The organism is Shewanella sp. 10N.286.51.B8 (assembly GCF_041469325.1).
Taxonomy (GTDB): Bacteria; Pseudomonadota; Gammaproteobacteria; order Enterobacterales; family Shewanellaceae; genus Shewanella.
In genome coordinates this window covers 17,756-34,716 of sequence record NZ_JBFRKG010000016.1, presented here as the reverse complement: position 1 = coordinate 34,716, position 16,961 = coordinate 17,756, and the positions used below count along the sequence as shown (strand labels likewise).

The 16,961-nt window shown below is 38.2% G+C and carries 10 protein-coding genes; 3 read left to right on the top strand and 7 right to left on the bottom strand.

Going from position 1 to position 16,961, the window contains the following annotated elements; genetic code table 11:
• The first annotated feature begins 671 nt into the window (after window positions 1-671).
• Complete coding sequence (locus tag AB4160_RS07145) at window positions 672-3,185, top strand: TonB-dependent siderophore receptor (protein WP_102437217.1); 2,514 nt, start codon at window positions 672-674, stop codon at window positions 3,183-3,185.
• 122 nt (window positions 3,186-3,307) lie between these two features.
• Here the strand turns inward: AB4160_RS07145 and gloA are convergent, their stop codons facing one another.
• The 7 genes from gloA to AB4160_RS07115 form a co-directional block, all read right to left on the bottom strand.
• The gene (gene gloA / locus AB4160_RS07140) at window positions 3,308-3,718 is read right to left on the bottom strand and encodes a lactoylglutathione lyase (protein WP_102437219.1); all 411 of its coding nucleotides are present in this window, start codon (window positions 3,716-3,718) and stop codon (window positions 3,308-3,310) included.
• 333 nt (window positions 3,719-4,051) lie between these two features.
• Complete coding sequence (locus tag AB4160_RS07135; RefSeq protein WP_372004063.1) at window positions 4,052-5,107, bottom strand: acyltransferase family protein; 1,056 nt, start codon at window positions 5,105-5,107, stop codon at window positions 4,052-4,054.
• Between the two features lie 881 nt (window positions 5,108-5,988).
• Complete coding sequence (gene tnpA, locus AB4160_RS19515) at window positions 5,989-6,120, bottom strand: IS66 family insertion sequence element accessory protein TnpA (protein ID WP_408019742.1); 132 nt, start codon at window positions 6,118-6,120, stop codon at window positions 5,989-5,991.
• Window positions 6,121-6,403: 283 nt separating this feature from the next.
• A complete protein-coding gene (locus tag AB4160_RS07130; RefSeq protein WP_303414877.1) occupies window positions 6,404-6,652 on the bottom strand; it encodes a hypothetical protein in 249 nt (82 codons plus the stop codon).
• A complete protein-coding gene (locus tag AB4160_RS07125) occupies window positions 6,630-10,775 on the bottom strand; it encodes an RHS repeat-associated core domain-containing protein (RefSeq protein ID WP_372001616.1) in 4,146 nt (1,381 codons plus the stop codon). Before AB4160_RS07125 ends, AB4160_RS07130 begins: the two co-directional genes overlap by 23 nt.
• Window positions 10,776-10,798: 23 nt before the next feature.
• Window positions 10,799-12,247 carry a S8 family serine peptidase gene (locus tag AB4160_RS07120; protein ID WP_372001618.1) on the bottom strand — a complete coding sequence of 483 codons (1,449 nt, stop codon included), beginning with the start codon at window positions 12,245-12,247 and terminating at the stop codon, window positions 10,799-10,801.
• A gap of 398 nt (window positions 12,248-12,645) precedes the next feature.
• A complete protein-coding gene (locus tag AB4160_RS07115) occupies window positions 12,646-13,239 on the bottom strand; it encodes a tyrosine-type recombinase/integrase (protein WP_368501206.1) in 594 nt (197 codons plus the stop codon).
• 269 nt (window positions 13,240-13,508) lie between these two features.
• Between AB4160_RS07115 and AB4160_RS07110 the strand changes: the two genes are divergently transcribed.
• Together AB4160_RS07110 and AB4160_RS07105 are read left to right on the top strand one after the other, a co-directional pair.
• Complete coding sequence (locus AB4160_RS07110; RefSeq protein ID WP_372004061.1) at window positions 13,509-15,209, top strand: ATP-dependent endonuclease; 1,701 nt, start codon at window positions 13,509-13,511, stop codon at window positions 15,207-15,209.
• A 1-nt stretch (window position 15,210) separates the two neighbouring features.
• On the top strand, window positions 15,211-16,845 hold the full coding sequence (locus AB4160_RS07105; RefSeq protein ID WP_372004059.1) for a UvrD-helicase domain-containing protein: 1,635 nt from the start codon (window positions 15,211-15,213) through the stop codon (window positions 16,843-16,845).
• Window positions 16,846-16,961: the final 116 nt, after the last annotated feature.

The following is a 16,961-nucleotide window of genomic DNA, read 5'->3' as shown; positions in this document are numbered from 1 at the left end:
CAGTATTGAATAAATATTCATTATTAACTTATCGACGAATTGTAACATTTATAAATGATTAAAAATAAAACATACCGGATGGCATAATACTCAATTGTTAAATTGTAATAACCTAACACCTGCTTGTGTTGTACTTGTTAAAACCTAATGCTATTTAATTGAGCCATACAAACAATCCTACAGATAAAATTACCTTTCATTGTTATAAATATACTTGTTTAAATAATAACCACAGTTAATAATTCTATAAAGACCCAGTACTGGTGCGGGTTACAGTGTTTTAGATCCTAAACAGATCTTAAACTGAATAAAAACTGACTAAATAAATTTTATATGGCGCAAGCTTCAATAATATTGTGTGATCATTGTCACATATATTCGTTTTGATAAGTATTAAAAATGTTATTTTTGCACTAGATGATAACACTTTATTTGATGGTTATTGGCAGTGTTATTCACTGCTAAGTAAAATAAATTCTATTTTAGCGCGATAGCCACTTATTAGTGTTAACACTTGCACTTGTAAGTTATTAACAAGATAACGGTCAAAAGTTAAAGGTTAGTGGTTTGACGAAATATCTCTGGTTATACAGTATCTAGTTCAACGCAAATTTAAATACTTATTTAATTGCGTACATAGAATAAGAAAAGATATCACCAGGGAGCTACAAATGCTTAAAAGATCTAAATTATCAAACAGCGTAAACGTCGCGTTATTAGCGTCAGTTTCAGCTGCTTCAGCCGTTTCGGTAAGTGCTTACGCAGCAGAAGAATCTGCTAACGTAGAAAGAATTGCAGTAACGGGCTCCCGTATTCAACGTCAAGATATGGAAACAGCATCGCCTGTCACCACGATTGACGCCAGTGCTATCAAAGCGGAAGGTTATAACTCTGTAGATGAAATTCTACAATCTCAACCTGCTATGGCCGGTATGGCTGCAGGTGCGACCACCAACAACGGATCTGATGGTGTAGCGCAAGTTGATTTACGTGGTATGGGTTCAAACAGAACATTAGTACTGTTAAATGGTCGTCGTATGGTGAACTCAGGATCTGGCGCAGACAGTGCAGTCGATTTGAACACTATTCCAGTTGCAATGATTGCTCGTGTTGAAATCTTAAAAGATGGCGCATCAGCAGTATATGGTTCAGATGCTATTGCTGGTGTTGTTAACATCATTACTAAAAAAGACTTTGAAGGTTTCCAGTTTGATATCAATGGCGGTGCAACTGACAAAGGTGATGGCGAGAACCTAGAGCTAAGTGCATTATATGGTTTTGATACCGGCAAAGGTAACGTGACTTTTGGTTTAGCTTACTCAGAGCGTAAAGGTGTAATGCAGGGCGATCGTGATTGGGTTGCTAAGGGTGATAGCTCTTTTATTCCTGAAGGCACTTTAGGTGGCAAACAAATTAACCCTGAGACTGGCGAATGGGGCGATCGTGAATACGGATACGATTTCACCCAAGATAGCTGGTTACAAACGCCAAATAAACGTTACAGTTTTTTTGCTAATGGTAATCACGAATTCTCAAATGACATGATTTTAAGCGGTGATATCCTCTACACTAAACGTAAATCTAATCAAATGATGGCAGCTCAACCAGCTAACTTAGATTTAAAAGTTTGTGAAGGCAATATTAAGCAAGATGACTGTATTACATTAGACGATGCAATGATTGCTGGTGGCGTTGCTGCTGATGAAGACGGCATGATCAACTACCGTAAACGTATGAATGATGTTGGTAATCGTGTTTATGAACAAGAAACAGATACCCTACGTGTATCTGCTGGTCTAGCCGGTTATTTAGATATTAATACCGGTATGGACTGGGATGTGTCTTATACCTACGGCAGTAACAAAGCTGATACTTGGGTACATAATTCAATTCACCAAGGCAACATGATAAAATCAATCAATGCGAATCAAGATGCATGGTTTGGTGGCGATCCTATGAGCCAAGAGATGATTGATGCCGTTAGCTACACAGAGCAAACTGATGGCGGTAACGATCAACATGTTATTGCTGGTGTGATCAGCGGTGAAGCATTTGATTTAGATGCTGGTGCAGTGGCTTTCGCAATCGGTGTAGAGTACCGTCATGAAAGTGGTTATTACAATCCAGATCCAGTAATTATTGCTGGTGAAGGTACTGCAGCGCAGCAAGATCCAACTGATGGCAGCTTTGATGTATTCTCTGTTTACCAAGAAGTCAGTGTTCCTTTCACTGAAAAATTAACTGGTGAGTTTGCACTTCGTTATGATGATTACTCTACTTTTGGTAGTGCTGCAACTTGGAAAGTGGGCTTAACTTATGAGGCGACCGATGATTTAATGCTTCGTACAGTAGCTGCTACTGGTTTCCGTGCGCCAAGTGTCAGCGAATTATTTGGTGGTAACTCAGGTTCATTCGACTACCTAGATGATCCTTGGGGTAATGAGTTAGATGACCAAATTTTAGTTAACTACACCTCAGATGAAAACTTAGATGCTGAGTCGTCAGAATCCTATACTGCTGGTTTAGTTTACTCACCAAGCTATGTTGATGGTCTATCTATCACACTTGACTGGTGGAGATTTAAGATTGATAACGCGATTTCTCGTTTAGACGTTCAAGCAGGTCTAAATAACTGTTTTGCTGGTGATGTAAGTGCTTGTGAAACTTTTAATATTGGCGCTAATGGTGATTTATCTGACCTAAGTAACCCACTAACGAACGTTGGTTATCAAGATACATCAGGTATTGATTTTAACTTAGCATACAGCTTTGAAGCATTTGGTTTGGATTGGAAAATCAATAACGATCTGACTCACTTGATTAAGTTTGAGCAAGATGGCCAAAATTACACTGGTACAATTGGTGGTATGTTCGGTGGTTACGCTGAATACAAAAACAACTTCAACATAAGTGCTAGACAAGGTGATTGGAGTGTAATGTATTCGAACCGTTATATTGGCGAAATGAATGACATCAACACGGATGCTCCGATTGATTCAATTCTTTACCACAATGTTTCGGCAACGTATTTCTTCAGCGACGCAGTCTCAGCTAACATTGGTGTGAAAAACTTAACCGATGAAGAGCCACTGATGATCCCAAGTGAAAACGATGCAGGTACAGTTCCTGAAGTGTATGACACCATTGGTCGTCAAATCTACGCAGGTGTATCATTTAAGTTCTAAGCAATTAAAACTTATATGAATCCAATAAAAAGCCAGCTAACGCTGGCTTTTTTGTATTGTCACCAAGTGACAATCTTAGTTAGATAGTTATTCTAACCATTAAGCTAATTTTTTGCTGATTTTTAACCTAAGCCCTGAGTCGCTGACTTCATTTGGATGAGTTCTATTTTGTAACCATCTGGGTCTTCTACAAAGGCAATTTCGGTGCTTCCACCTGCAACAGGGCCTGGTGCGCGAGTGATATTGGCGCCAGCAGCTGCAATGGCTTCACAGCGGGCGTATATGTCTTCTTCGCCAATAGCTAAATGCCCAAAACCTGTACCCAAATCGTAGCTCTCAGTACCCCAGTTATAAGTTAATTCAACTACAGCTTGTCCAGTTGACTCATCCCCATAACCGACAAAGGCGAGGGTATATTGATATTGCTTGTTTTCTGATTTTCGTAATAATTTCATCCCCATAACTTGGGTATAAAACTCAATGCTACGGTCAAGGTTGCCGACACGGATCATGGTATGAAGAAGTTGTGACATAATATTCTCTATAATTGAATGTATGTAAGTAACTGTTCAAGCATAACAAATTTTCATCTGAGATATAAAATTGATTTCAGGTTAAAATTTACGTTTTAGTTCACAGTTTTGTTGTTAAACAATAGGAAAATAATTATTAAAAGCTAAAATTAACTTATATTCATTTGGAGACAAGATAATGACAACAGAACTAAAAATGGCTCTTGGTACCTCAGTAGTAATCGCAGTATGTTTCAGCGCATTTTTTGTATCAATGTTTTAAAACTTGCTGAAAATATTCACAAAAAACCGCTTATAGCGGTTTTTTTGTGCCTTAAATTTGACTTGGTCAAACTAAGTACCTGTTTGCTTCTTTTTATGGGTAAATTTTGCAGCTTTAGCAAATATGTTAGCTAAGCAAGAACACAATGGTGCTGAAAACATATAAGGTATTTTTAGTTTATTAATCAGCACTAAAACAGCCAGCGGTGCTAACAGGGCAAAGATAAAACCGATAACAAGCTGTTCGATAAAAGAGTGTATGCCTAGTTGACTTAGTAGTGCTCTAGCGGCTCCGCCCGCAACAACATGCATTAGATATATTGCCATTGAACAGCGACCTAAATAAGCAAAAAAACTTAGGTTAAATTTTGCCAGATGAATAGATAAAGAAACGATAAAACCAATTGAAATTATAGCCAGTAACAAAGACTGTATACCTCTATCACGATATTCTAATGACAGATAACCGTGAAATATCCATTGCCCTAATATGAAAGCCAAAAATAATCCGACAAGGGCTAATTTGCTATCAAGCCACTGCGTTTTTATATGCAGTAAAAAAATAATTCCTAGAGCGAAAAAAGCTGTGTTTTCAGTAATATAATTGATTATTTTATCATCTGAAATCATCGAGCTAGTTAAGTACATTATAATGCTGAAAATGCCAAATACAGCGCTGAAGCGTTGTGGTAATAAACGATATGCTAGCGTCGATAATGCAAAGATTAACAATAAAGCATATAAGAACCAAAAATGTGCTCTAGGGGCCCACAACAGTGAAAGGACGTCAGTAAAAGTGGGACTTCCATTGGTGTAGCTAGGTAAAAGTACTTCTAATGAACCTTGTAACATTGACCACAATAAGTAGGGGTAAAAGATAGTATCAATTTTACTGAAAACTAATTTTTTCGGTCCTCTTTTTTGTAATGATGTAACAAAGAATAACCCTGATAAAAAGAAAAAAAGCGGCATGTGAAAACTATAAACTAGGCTATCAGCAAGTTTGTAAAAAGGAACGGGTAAGTCTATGCCCGAATGATAAATGCCACGGGCTACATGTCCATACACCACTAACATAATGCCTATTGCTTTAGCGTATTCAACCCAAGCTGTGTCTTTCTGTGTCACGAAATGTCCTTTTCTAAATGTTGTGCTTTAAACCACAAATAATTCTTGCTACGCATTGAGTATTTAGATGAATTAGCTGTAAAGGTTATGACGGATAGCTGCAAGTATCATTAGTTTATAATGATAGCAAAATAGATCACAGTATTAACATTTTATTAATACAAAAGTATTAACTGATTTGGGCGCGGGATTGTATTTACAGGATGGTATTTAACAGTTTAACCATTGCCAATTGGAAGGCAATGGTTCGTAGAGATGCTCTAATAAAAAGTACTAAAAAGATAACATTAAATGATTAATCTTCTGGGTAAACCTTATCTTTGTACTCATATTATATTTACCAAAAATAAATTCAACTCAGTGGGTGAGTGAGTGCAATTGACCGCAGGCCGTGGTTTACAACGCTTTATCTTCCAAATTTTACTTTACGAAAAGAGTAAGATTTGTAAACTTAGTGCTTTGTTAGCTGAAATTCATATAAATTAACACCAGTTATCCTTTACAAAATAGTATCAAATTTAAAATGACTGCTATATCAAATTTCTTTTCTGTAGGCTTGGTAAGGCGATGGCCTCAATGCGTGAAACCATCACTTTGCCAAAGTATCCTGAGTAATGATGGTAAGGTAAAAGTACCTTAGTAACTCGTTTTTGGACAAAAGTTTGTCAGTGATTTTACTAAATTAGGAAAACAAGGATTAGCTAAGGTATGGTAAATTTCTTATTAACAAGTCTAAATCATCATGCTTGTACAATTTTATAGAACATGAAAAATGATGTGGCAGCGTTTATGCGTGATCACAACTTAGAAAGGCCCAGAATGCTAACGGTGATCTATCACCAATTTAATATGTACAAAATCCTTAAGAAAAATGTTCTGATTTAATTCTGCAGAACAGTTAATGCCAAGCGTTTTTTGTGAACATAAAAGCTCGATGTCGATAATTTTTGTTTACGGCAATAGGTGCTGATATTTAACCCGCTTTGTAGCAGTGCAAGAATGAGACTTGCCACTGCTGCGGATTATAAAGGTTTTCATTATATTGTTCCCAATAAAAATATGGAAACAACATAAATCAACGGCATACAAAGATATGTGTCTTTGCCTAGACAATTACATTCGTCATCACTAACACCTCATTAGCAACCTTGGCACCAAACCAAAGGGCATTAACAGCAGAACATTTTTATGGATGAATTTGAGGCAAAAGAAAAGCCTGCATTGCTGGTTTGAACAATTTCTTGCAGATTCGAATACAAGCCCCGACTAGCGGGACTTCGGATTCAATGAAACCCTTTACTTTTTTGGATCTCGGTTTGGTTTCTTTTGATAGTCACTTTTACTGAAGGCTTTGATAAACTTGTCGTAAAATACACTTATAATTAAAACATAAGCCACCATAAAAGCATAATATAGCCATTCTGGAAGTTGTTTATTCTGCTCTTCAAAATAGTTTACTATCCAACCACTTAAGTAAACAAAAAATAAAGTAATAGCGATCAAAGCTATCGATGACGTAACTTTATTTACTGCACGTTTCGTCACAGTCTTGTGCCTCCATTAAACCTTCATAAACAGCATCTTGAACAAGCCCGCCAACCATACCAGCCCATCCCCCTTTTACCATATTTCCAGCAACATTACCGGATTGAATAAAGAGCCCCCCAGCAAGGCCACCGAAGAACCCCCCCATAGCATTACTACCTGATGATGAAGCACCTATACCAGTCAATCCACCAGTAATGGCTCCATACTTTCCTCCACTAATTCCCCCAGCAATGAGTCCAATCCCTGCTCCAGCGTTAACACTATTAAAGTTTGCACCTATCGCCGCGGCTCCTGCGCCAACTACAGCACCTCCTGCGATTGACACAGGATTAGCACCTAATAGTGCCCCTGTTGCAGCACCACCTAGACCACCTGCGATTGCAGCGGTGGCTGTCGAGCCTATACACCATAATCCATAAGGATCGAAATTACTTACAGGATTCCCCCCAACATAAGCATAGGTATTAATCCCTCCGGCTAGCCCAATCGGGTCACTCTGAATATATCTGCCAAGTTGTGCATCATAGTAACGATTCCAGTTGTACCACAGGCCCGATTCACTGTCATAATATTGACCAGGGAAGCCGATGTTGAATGCGCCAATGCTAGTGCTATTGACTGTCCTATCAAATGCTTTGAGGTTTGCTTTCCAAACAACAGAACCACTACTGTTTGTTACAAGCTCCGGGCGAGACAAATGGTCTGTATGCACATAATAAAGCACATTATTCAACACATAAGCCACTGGCGTGCCATTAACGTAGATGTATTCTTTATTAGCATTAGGCTCAGCTAATAGCAAACCTGAAGCATCATATATATAGCGTGAAGTGCCTGCTGTAGATTGTTTATAGGCTCTTAGATTCGAGTAGTTATAACCGTAAACTGTTTTGAGCCCGTTGTTAAGACTCGACGTTAACTGATTCGAACTGTTGTAGGAGTATAGATTTCCACGCCCAGTATCTTGAGTAATGTTACCATTATCATCCGTTGTGAAGGCACGTGTGCTACCCGATTTCGTCACTTTATTAAGCTGATTAGAGCCTAAATTGAGGGCATAGGTATAATTTACTCCATTATCCGTATTCGTCTCACGGTTACCCACACCATCATATGACCAAGATTGATTATCTGCACTGCTCGATACTGATGTTAATCGATAAGTATCATCATAACCAAAGGTCTGCGAATAAGCACTGTTGTATGTATTGATGATACTTTCAATATTATTAGTGTTTGATTCAAAGGTATAATCTAACTTTTGTTTACCTGAGATATATCTTAAATCTAAGCGATAATCAGTATCATAGGTGTCAACTTGCGCTAAGCCATTGCCGTATGTCCAGTTTGAAGCGGGACCGAAAGGTTTGTAAGTAATGCTTGTTAACACATTCTTAGTTTGGCCACCAATAGTCGCTGTTACCTTATTAATTTTGCCTATGTTGTTATAGGCATAAGTCACCTTGTTGCCACTAGGGTAAGTAATATCTTTTATACGACCAAAGCTATCAGGCGTGTAACTGACGATATAGGTTTGATTTAAAATATCGCTGGTTTTGGAAGATAACTCTCCATAGGCATTGTAATTGAAGTTGGTGCATTCACCATTGGTAGCGACTTGGGTTAAGGCGTTGGCATTGTAATTTTTATTACTATCAGCATCTTTGTCCTCATCATAACTGAACCCTTGCATCTGGTAGCCCGACACCATCATGGTGATGCGGTTCATGTCATCATAACGATAGCGGGAGACGTTGCCATTAGCATCGGTCTTTTTAATCAAATTACTCGCTTCATCATATTCAAAGTCAGTAATCCCCGTATCAGGACTGTTGAGCTTAGTTAGGTCACCAAATCCGTTGTAAGTATAAATGGTTTTATTACCGTTATCGTCTGTGACAGTCGCAATTTTACCTTGGCTATTATAGGTATAGGATGTTACGGCTAACTCCGCATCGGTACTGGTTTTAAGGCGCCCTAACGCATCATAAGTGAAAGAACGTTCATTACCCAATGCATCTGTAATGGTTTTGATATTACCGTCTTTATAATAAGTAATGGTATCTTGTTGGCCATTCTGGCCTTGTTTGAGTCGAACTCGACCGAGTTCATCATAATAGACATTTGATTGAAAATGCATGGTTGAGCCAACTTTGAACGCCATTGACTCCACTTGGCTCATGTTATTGTAAGTAAAGTGCGTTTTATTCCCTGTATTGTCCTCTAAATAATCAATGCGATAACCATCATCGAATTCATTATCTGTATATGAACCATCAGGCAGAGTCGTTTTATCTACTTGACCCAATGCATTGTAAGTATAAGTCGCTGTAGGGCGAGAGCCATTTTTAACAGTCTCTAATTGATTGTTAGCATTATAGGTATAGGTAACATCCAGGCCATTGGGTAAGGTTTCATTGAGCAAGTTGGCATTACCATCATAGATATTAAACTTATGCTCACTTCCATTGGCATATTCAACACTAGTCAACAAACCATTCGTACTATAGTGAGAAATAGTGATATCACTTACATCAAGTCTAGGCCCATCGACGGTCATTGTTTGCACTTTACCATCAGCGTAATAGGTGTAGTCTGTATTCGTAATTCGCTGCTTACCTGTAGCTAAATCAGTCTGGGTGACTTTGGTAATATTTTGTTTGTCATCATATTCATATTCAATCGAATACTGTGGGTAGGTGATTTTCTCTACTAAATGTTGATAGGTTGGATGCCAAATGTAGGTAACAGTCCTTGCATCGGAACTACCGTACCCCTGGGTTTCTGACGCTAAACGCCCTGACGTATCGTAATCATAATCGGTAACATTGCCTTCCCAATCTGTCACCTTATCTTTGAGCCCTAAAGTATCATAGATATAATCTGAATTGGCCGCTTCACAAAAATCGCCTGCTTCACTACTAACCGTTTTAACACGCTTTTTATTGTTAACAGTCTCATACGTGTATGTGGTGTCTAAACCCAATGGATTGGTTACCACTGTCTGATTAGTTTGATAAGCAAATGTATATTTTTCTAGATTGGCCGAGGTGCCATGCGCACTTGAAGTCGCTTTACCTGTTGTCGGGTCATAAGTAAATGTTGCATATACCTGACCGTTAACTTTGATTTGTGTCAGTGCATCAGTCCAAGTCGTATCCGTATAAAAGAACTCCTTGTAACTATTATCAGGCATGGTTTGCTTAGAGAGTTTGCCGTTAGTGTATTCGTAACGATAAATATTTCCTTCGCCATCAGTAATGGATTGAACGCGCCCACTAGTATATGTCAGGGTTAAGCTTTCGCCTGTAGAAGCAGTAACAGAGTTAAGGTTACCATTAGAGTATGAATAAGTGTGTTTATCGCCTCGCGAATTGGTGCGACTAAGGATTTTACCATTAGCATCATAAACCTCAACAACACCATTTACTTCATAAAATGTGAATTTGTTATTGCTGTACACGATTTTTGCGGCATCACCGAAATCATTATCATACCAAACGTTATTAGTGCCGCTTGGCTCAAATACCCGTTTACCGCCATCTGGCTTTAACACTGTTATAATATCATTAGAGTTAGGTTCAGCGGGGAACCATTCATTACAACCTAGGGTCGGCACACCTTCCCTGTCTAACTCACAGGTTTTTAAGTCAGTGTATAACAATTGATAATCAAAGCTACTTAACCACATTTTGCCAAACACACCTGTACGTCGCGCAAAGTGGTTATAGTTTTTTTCAATAGCAAGTGGAAATGTCGTTGTAGATAGGTAATCTAGCTCAGGTTGAATTTTGTTCCCTGTTGCTATAATGATTGGGTTGCCCTCAGAATCGCCACATTCACCTTTACCATCACCTTCACCCTCGTCATCATCAGATGAATCATTTGAGCGACCACCTCCGCCACCTTCTCCACCGCCAGAGGGACTGTAACCAGTTCCTCCAGAAAATGCCAATCCAATACCACCACTAAAATCAGCCATTTTGCGACCTACAATTTCAATTCGCTCAATATCAGCATTTGCGTATTCAATAAACTTTAACTGCATGTCATCATTAATATTGATTGCCATCAATGGCGCTGCAATGATTAAATTTTTAAATAATGTATTAAATTTCATAAGATTCCCTTACTCCTTGGGTATTAAATCGAACACTGCTGAGTCGCTGAGCTAACTGTTACTGATTTTGTAGCGCTCCAGTTTGAGCACCCTTTGGTATTACATGCTCTCACCCGATAGGAATATACGCCTGGAAATTGAGACAACACTTCCAAGCTAGTATCGCCATACACGCGCTCAATAGCACCCCATCCCGCGCCATCATCAAGCTGCACTTCAAAATACGACGCCATTCCCGTGCCGGGTTGAGGGGTATAAGCGGTTTGTGAAAATGAAATGTTGTATCCCGCATTACCAGCTTGATAGCTGATAAATGTTACTGGTTGTGGTGGTGCGGTAGTGTCAGAGTTAACCCAAATAAGGGGCCGACCATTTGCACTTGAAGCATTACTCAAAAACTCATTACGAGTTAACCCAATTGATAAATAACCAGCTAAGGCTCCTGCCGCATAAGCGGCCGCTTGCGAGGTGCCTGACATGGTTTTTGTACTGTTATCATCTGGAAGATATGTTGAAGTGATCCCTTCACCAGGAGCATAAATATTCACTGATGCCCCCCAGTTATTAAAAGCAGATGGACTATCATTAGAACCTATTGAGGCTACGGTTATCGCACTTGATGCCCTAGCTGGTGAATAATTGCTGGCATTAGCATTGCTGTTTCCCGCAGGCACCACAACAGAATAGCCTGACGCACTCAAATTATTTACAGCCGAGTCCAGAGAAGTATTAGCGCCAGTGACACCACCGATATAAACCACTGATGGCGCGTTACCTGTACTACCAATAATATTCAGTGCATTAATAATATTGCTAACAGATGCGCTGCCATGACAGTCGAATACCCTCAGGGCTTTTAATTGAGCAAATGGCACTGTTCTACGAATAATATCTGCGGTATGAGTGCCATGCCCATAACAATCTTGGGCTTGATTACCAGATGTTATGTCCCATAAATAACTCGTCACTTTATTTAGCTCGTAGTTATTAAAGTTAACTCCTGAGTCTACCATAAAGACTGTTTGACCTGACCCCGGCCAAGCATGGCTACTCGAGCCATCCAATGGTAAGGTTCTTTGGTTTATTCGATCACCTCCCCAATAACTCGATGATTCAACGATAAAGTTTCCTTCAATATATTCAATTCGATCATCTTCTGCTAGTTTAGGAAGCTTGTCTTCTGATACGGTAAGCACGACCGCATTAATAATCGGTAAACTATGTTTAAACTTCCCTTTAACTAACTTCGCCAACTTTTTGCCAACATTGTCTAATTCCCCCTTGGTCATAGAACTGTTTTTCAAAACAACAATAAATTCTTCATTAATCCGTTTCTCATTCAGCTTCTTGATTTTATTATTATCAGCAAAGGCAACATTTGAATGTGTTAGTGCGGCTAGAGGTATGAGTAATAATTGAGCATAAAACAAAAGAGAGGTCGTGCGAGTTAATTTAGTACGAGGTTTAAACATGTTACATTTTCCTTGTTAACATAAAAAAGCTTAAACAACATACTGAACTGTTAACTTTCCAGCAACAATTGGGCAACTTTATTTTTTTGGTTGATGATAAAATAAGCAAGATAGATTGCTTGTGAGGATGTGTTTGTTTACATTAGTCAAAAAAACAACGATTGATATAATATTGACGGCGCAAGATATGTTTGTGTAATTAAATCTTAAAGAGTGAGCAGCTATAAATTAAGGGGGCAGTAAATGCTTTGTTGGAACAATGAACAACTAATAAAATTAGTAAAAGTAAGTCAAAGATCGACCTGAATTATATACAGAAAAATTAACGTAAAACAGAATGGGGCAACTATGTCTTTGAATGTCGGGGTGGGAACCCTAAGGAATAGGGCTCCTTTCAACTAACAATCAATGCTTTCAGAAAGTAACAGTGCATCTTCTAATTCAACACCAAGATAGCGGATCGTGTTATCTACCTTTGTATGCCCGAGTAAAAGCTGCACTGCTCTGATATTCTTAGTTTTTGCATAGACTAATGTCGCTTTGGTTCGCCTCATTGAGTGCGTACCATACAAATTTGAGTCTAATCCAAGATTTGATGCCCATTTTCTGACAAGGCATCGATAGTATGAATAGCTAATAGGTTGCTGCTTTCGTCTTTGGCTTGGGAAAAGAAAATCGTTAGGATTTAGCGAAGCAATCAACATCCATTTCATTAGACTTTGTTGAGTTCTTGTCGTTATTTCAAATTGGACTTCAATGTCTGTTTTTCGCTGAATATGCTTAACACGGTTAAATATTCTATCTTGCGAAGATACATCGCAAACTCTGAGTGGCAGCAAGTCACTAGATCTAAGTTTACTATCAATAGCTAAATTAAGTAGCGCAAGTTGCATCAAACTATTTTCAATCTCTAGTCTGGTTCTGATACGCCATATCTCTTCAAGCCGAAAAGGCTTTTTGACGCCACTACGTTTCGCTTTACTAAAACACATCATGATGACCTCCTTTTATTTTGGTCATCACGATTGTAGTTAGAAAGAAATGGACAGAAACAAGTTAGAGCAGGCTTATAAACGTTAAGGCTGAGTTAATTGTAAGATGCCCTCTGTCTTCTTACAATCAAGGTGAATGAGCTTTAATATTCAGCCATTACTAGCCAACAATAATGTACAATCAATTTAATGCGGCCCTTTGGTCGTTCCATATGCAATGCAGAATAGCTTACAGTGTATGTTGAAGGAAAAGTCGCAAGGAGCATAGTTTGAAAATCGAAAAAGTAAATCTCGTTGGTTTTAGAAATTTTAAAGACGCATCAGTGAGTTTTAATGATAGAACTTTAATGATTGGTAGTAACGACGTTGGTAAAACAAACTTACTCTATGCTTTACGCTTGTTGCTAGATAAGTCTCTATCAGACCGTGATATAGAACCAGAACTCACTGATTTTTATATCGATCGTGATGGTGAACAACCTGATACCTTTACAATAAATATATATTTTTCAGAAGTTACAGAGGATGCTGTTTTATCTATTTTAAAAGGGCATGTGAGTGACGAAGGAAAATGTGTAATTTCGATGGTTGCTGATAGAGCAACACTTGATTACCAAATATTCATAGGCTGTTCAGAAGACGAGTTAGAATTAGTCCAATCCCGATTTTATTTAAAGCGTTTAAATCTAAGATATGTTCGCTCTAGAAGAGACCTCGAAAAATTCATTAATATAGAAAAGAAAATGCTTCTAAAGCAATCTCTAGATAATCTTGAAGCGGCTGACCTTGCTGCCGATAAAGCAGAAATGAATGTAATTTCTGGGCAGTTAAATCAAGTCAACGAAAAAGTAGCTGGGTTAAATTATGTTAAAGACGCAACATCTGTAGTTAATGAAGAGTTAAAAAAGTTATCATATACAAATGGCGATTATAGTGTCCACTTAGATACAGGAGCCATTAAAGTTAATCAGTTCATTGATAATTTGGAGCTTGGAGCTTCAACTTCAGGCTCTAAAATAATGCTAGGAGGCGATGGGAGAAATAATCAGATATTGCTAGCATTATGGAAGGCAAAAAGTCAAAGAGAATTTGACCCTGAACATGAAGTAACATTTTATTGTGTAGAAGAACCTGAAGCTCACCTACACCCGCATCAACAACGTAAACTGGCTGACTACTTAATACATGAATTGCCGGGCCAGACAATTATCACCAGTCATTCTCCACAAATAACTGAGCGTTATAAACCTAACTCCATTATACGGCTCTTCTCAACAGCTGAAGGCTCTAAAGCAGCAAAAGATGGCTGCTCCAACTGTATTTCAGATGCATGGGATGAGTTGGGCTATAGAATGAGCATACTTCCGGCAGAAGCTTTTTTTGCTAGTTGCGTATTTCTGGTAGAAGGCCCTTCTGAAAAATTGTTTTATGAAGAGCTAGCGAGCCAATTGGATTTTGATTTAGATTTTTACAACATAACCATCTTATGTGTTGATGGTATTCAATTTAAAGTTTATTGCCAGATACTCGATGCAATGGAAATCCCTTGGGTACTGAGAACGGACAATGATGTCTCTGGAACGAGGGGGCGAATAGATAAAAGAGCTGTAGGGTTTAATCGTTGTTTTTCGCTAATGGGTTTACCAAATGCTCCTTATTATCCGCCTAATACCATATCACAAGATCTTGTTGATAATGGTGCTTGGCAGAATGCTTCTAACCAAGTAAATCCAAATGGTATGTTCTTATCAAAAATCGATCTTGAGAACGATATTGCACTTGAGTTGGAAGCCGAGCTTTTAGCTTTTGCAGATGAAGAGGACGTTGTAGATGCCATTGAGTATCTGCAAGGTAAAAAAGCAATTAGAATGCGAGAGTTTATTTCACAAAATAGAGGTGTGTTTGCTAAGTTGGTCAATGGTGAACTAGCAAAACCCTTAGCATTCGCAGTAGCTAGGGCAATAGCTTAGTATGGCTGATTTTAAATTTACCCCAGATCAAGAAGCTGCTATAGCTTCAAGTGCGAATATGGTGATTACTGCTTGCCCAGGAAGCGGTAAAACAACTGTTGTCGTAGAGAAAATAAGAAATGAAGTCCAATCGCTTCCTGACTATATGGGCGTGATTGGCATTACGTTTACGGTAAAGGCCAGCAAAGAATTAAAACAACGGTGTAAAAAAGATGCGTGCGATTTAAAGGCTAGCTTTTTCGGGACTATTGATCATTTTTGTTTAAGTGAAATAATTTACCCATTTGGTTCACGGTTGATTGGTCACTCTTCTTCGGCTGTAGAGTGCAAATTATTCGATGAAATCCCTCAAAATTTAAAAGATCAAATACCTACGATTTCTGGATTCTCTGGGGACATCAAAACTGACATTTATCCAACATTTGAACAAGACATTAAGACTTTGTATGAAAATGGGTATGTTTTACTTGAGCTGTTAGGCGTAATGGCTAACCATATTCTAAATAACTCATTAGCCTGCCAAAATTACTTTCGAGCAAAGTATTCTTCACTTTATGTTGATGAATACCAGGATTCATCTGAACCTCAACATATGCTATTTTTAAAGTTAATTGAACTAGGTTTAACAGGTGTTGCAGTTGGGGATACACAGCAATCAATTTATGCATGGCGAGGAAGTAATCCCGAATACATTACAAGTTTAACTGCGCAGCCTGATGTCTTTGAACACCACATAGTCAATATAAACCACAGGTGCCACCCTTCTATTACCAACTATTCAAAAAGATTGTTTAATCCAACTTGTGATTTAATTCCCACTGATGAAATAAGAGTTCATAGATGGAGTTATCAAGGTACTCAGCTTGATGTGTCTGAACAAGTTAGTGACTCTATTCAAGATATTATCAAAAAAGGTATAACGGACTCTTATTCTAAAATAGGTATTCTAGTTAGAAACAATATATCTCTGGAATTTCTAGAGCAAAAGCTAAAAGTCCCTTTTAGAATTTTTGATGAAGATCCATTGGCTGTCAGAAATACTCGCATCACTAACTTGTTTGCAAGCTTATTGCGGTATCGCCTTAATGAAGATTACAGAATTAACGATGTAATCGAAACGGTTGAACGGTACATAAGAGTTCAAGAGCAACAAGTCCTTAATCTTCGGAGATTGATTGTTGATGTAAGAGGTAGAGAATATGAAGATCTGGCAGAGTCGATTATTAAGATTTCTGAAAGTATTTTTGATTGTGTTGTTTCAGATTCAGATAAAGAGCTAATTCATAATATTTGTGTTGATATCAAGCTACTAAAACATTACATGCCTATTAACGAAAATGAAGTACAAGTAATGACTCTTCATAAATCCAAAGGACTAGAATTTGATGTGGTTTATCATTTTGATCTTTATGACTGGGTTCACCCCAAAAGGCTTGTTGTTCAAGGCTCATGGGATGTTCATTACGATAACTGGGAGCAAGAGCTGAATCTACATTTTGTTGGTATTACTAGAGCAAAAAAGCACTGTATATTAGTTACCAGCAGCAATCGTCTAAACTATCAACATCAAGTTAAAAACGGCAACCCCTCTCAGTTTTTTGATTTACCTGGATTAGAGGGGTTATATACACAATGATTACAGTTTTAAGTTCTGTATTTAGCAGGAATACACCATCATCATTGTTGCGAGGCGCTTGTACAAACATAAGGGACCGTTTGGTGAAGTGTTGCACAGAGTGGTAAAACTAACTC

What these genes read in the sequence shown, in the direction of transcription:
- AB4160_RS07105 (WP_372004059.1), top strand. Translation starts at nt 15,211, where the DNA reads ATGGCTGATTTTAAATTTACCCCAGATCAAGAAGCTGCTATAGCTTCA.
- gloA (WP_102437219.1), bottom strand. Translation starts at nt 3,718, where the DNA reads ATGTCACAACTTCTTCATACCATGATCCGTGTCGGCAACCTTGACCGT.
- AB4160_RS07145 (WP_102437217.1), top strand. Translation starts at nt 672, where the DNA reads ATGCTTAAAAGATCTAAATTATCAAACAGCGTAAACGTCGCGTTATTA.
- AB4160_RS07125 (WP_372001616.1), bottom strand. Translation starts at nt 10,775, where the DNA reads ATGAAATTTAATACATTATTTAAAAATTTAATCATTGCAGCGCCATTG.
- AB4160_RS07115 (WP_368501206.1), bottom strand. Translation starts at nt 13,239, where the DNA reads ATGTGTTTTAGTAAAGCGAAACGTAGTGGCGTCAAAAAGCCTTTTCGG.
- AB4160_RS07120 (WP_372001618.1), bottom strand. Translation starts at nt 12,247, where the DNA reads ATGTTTAAACCTCGTACTAAATTAACTCGCACGACCTCTCTTTTGTTT.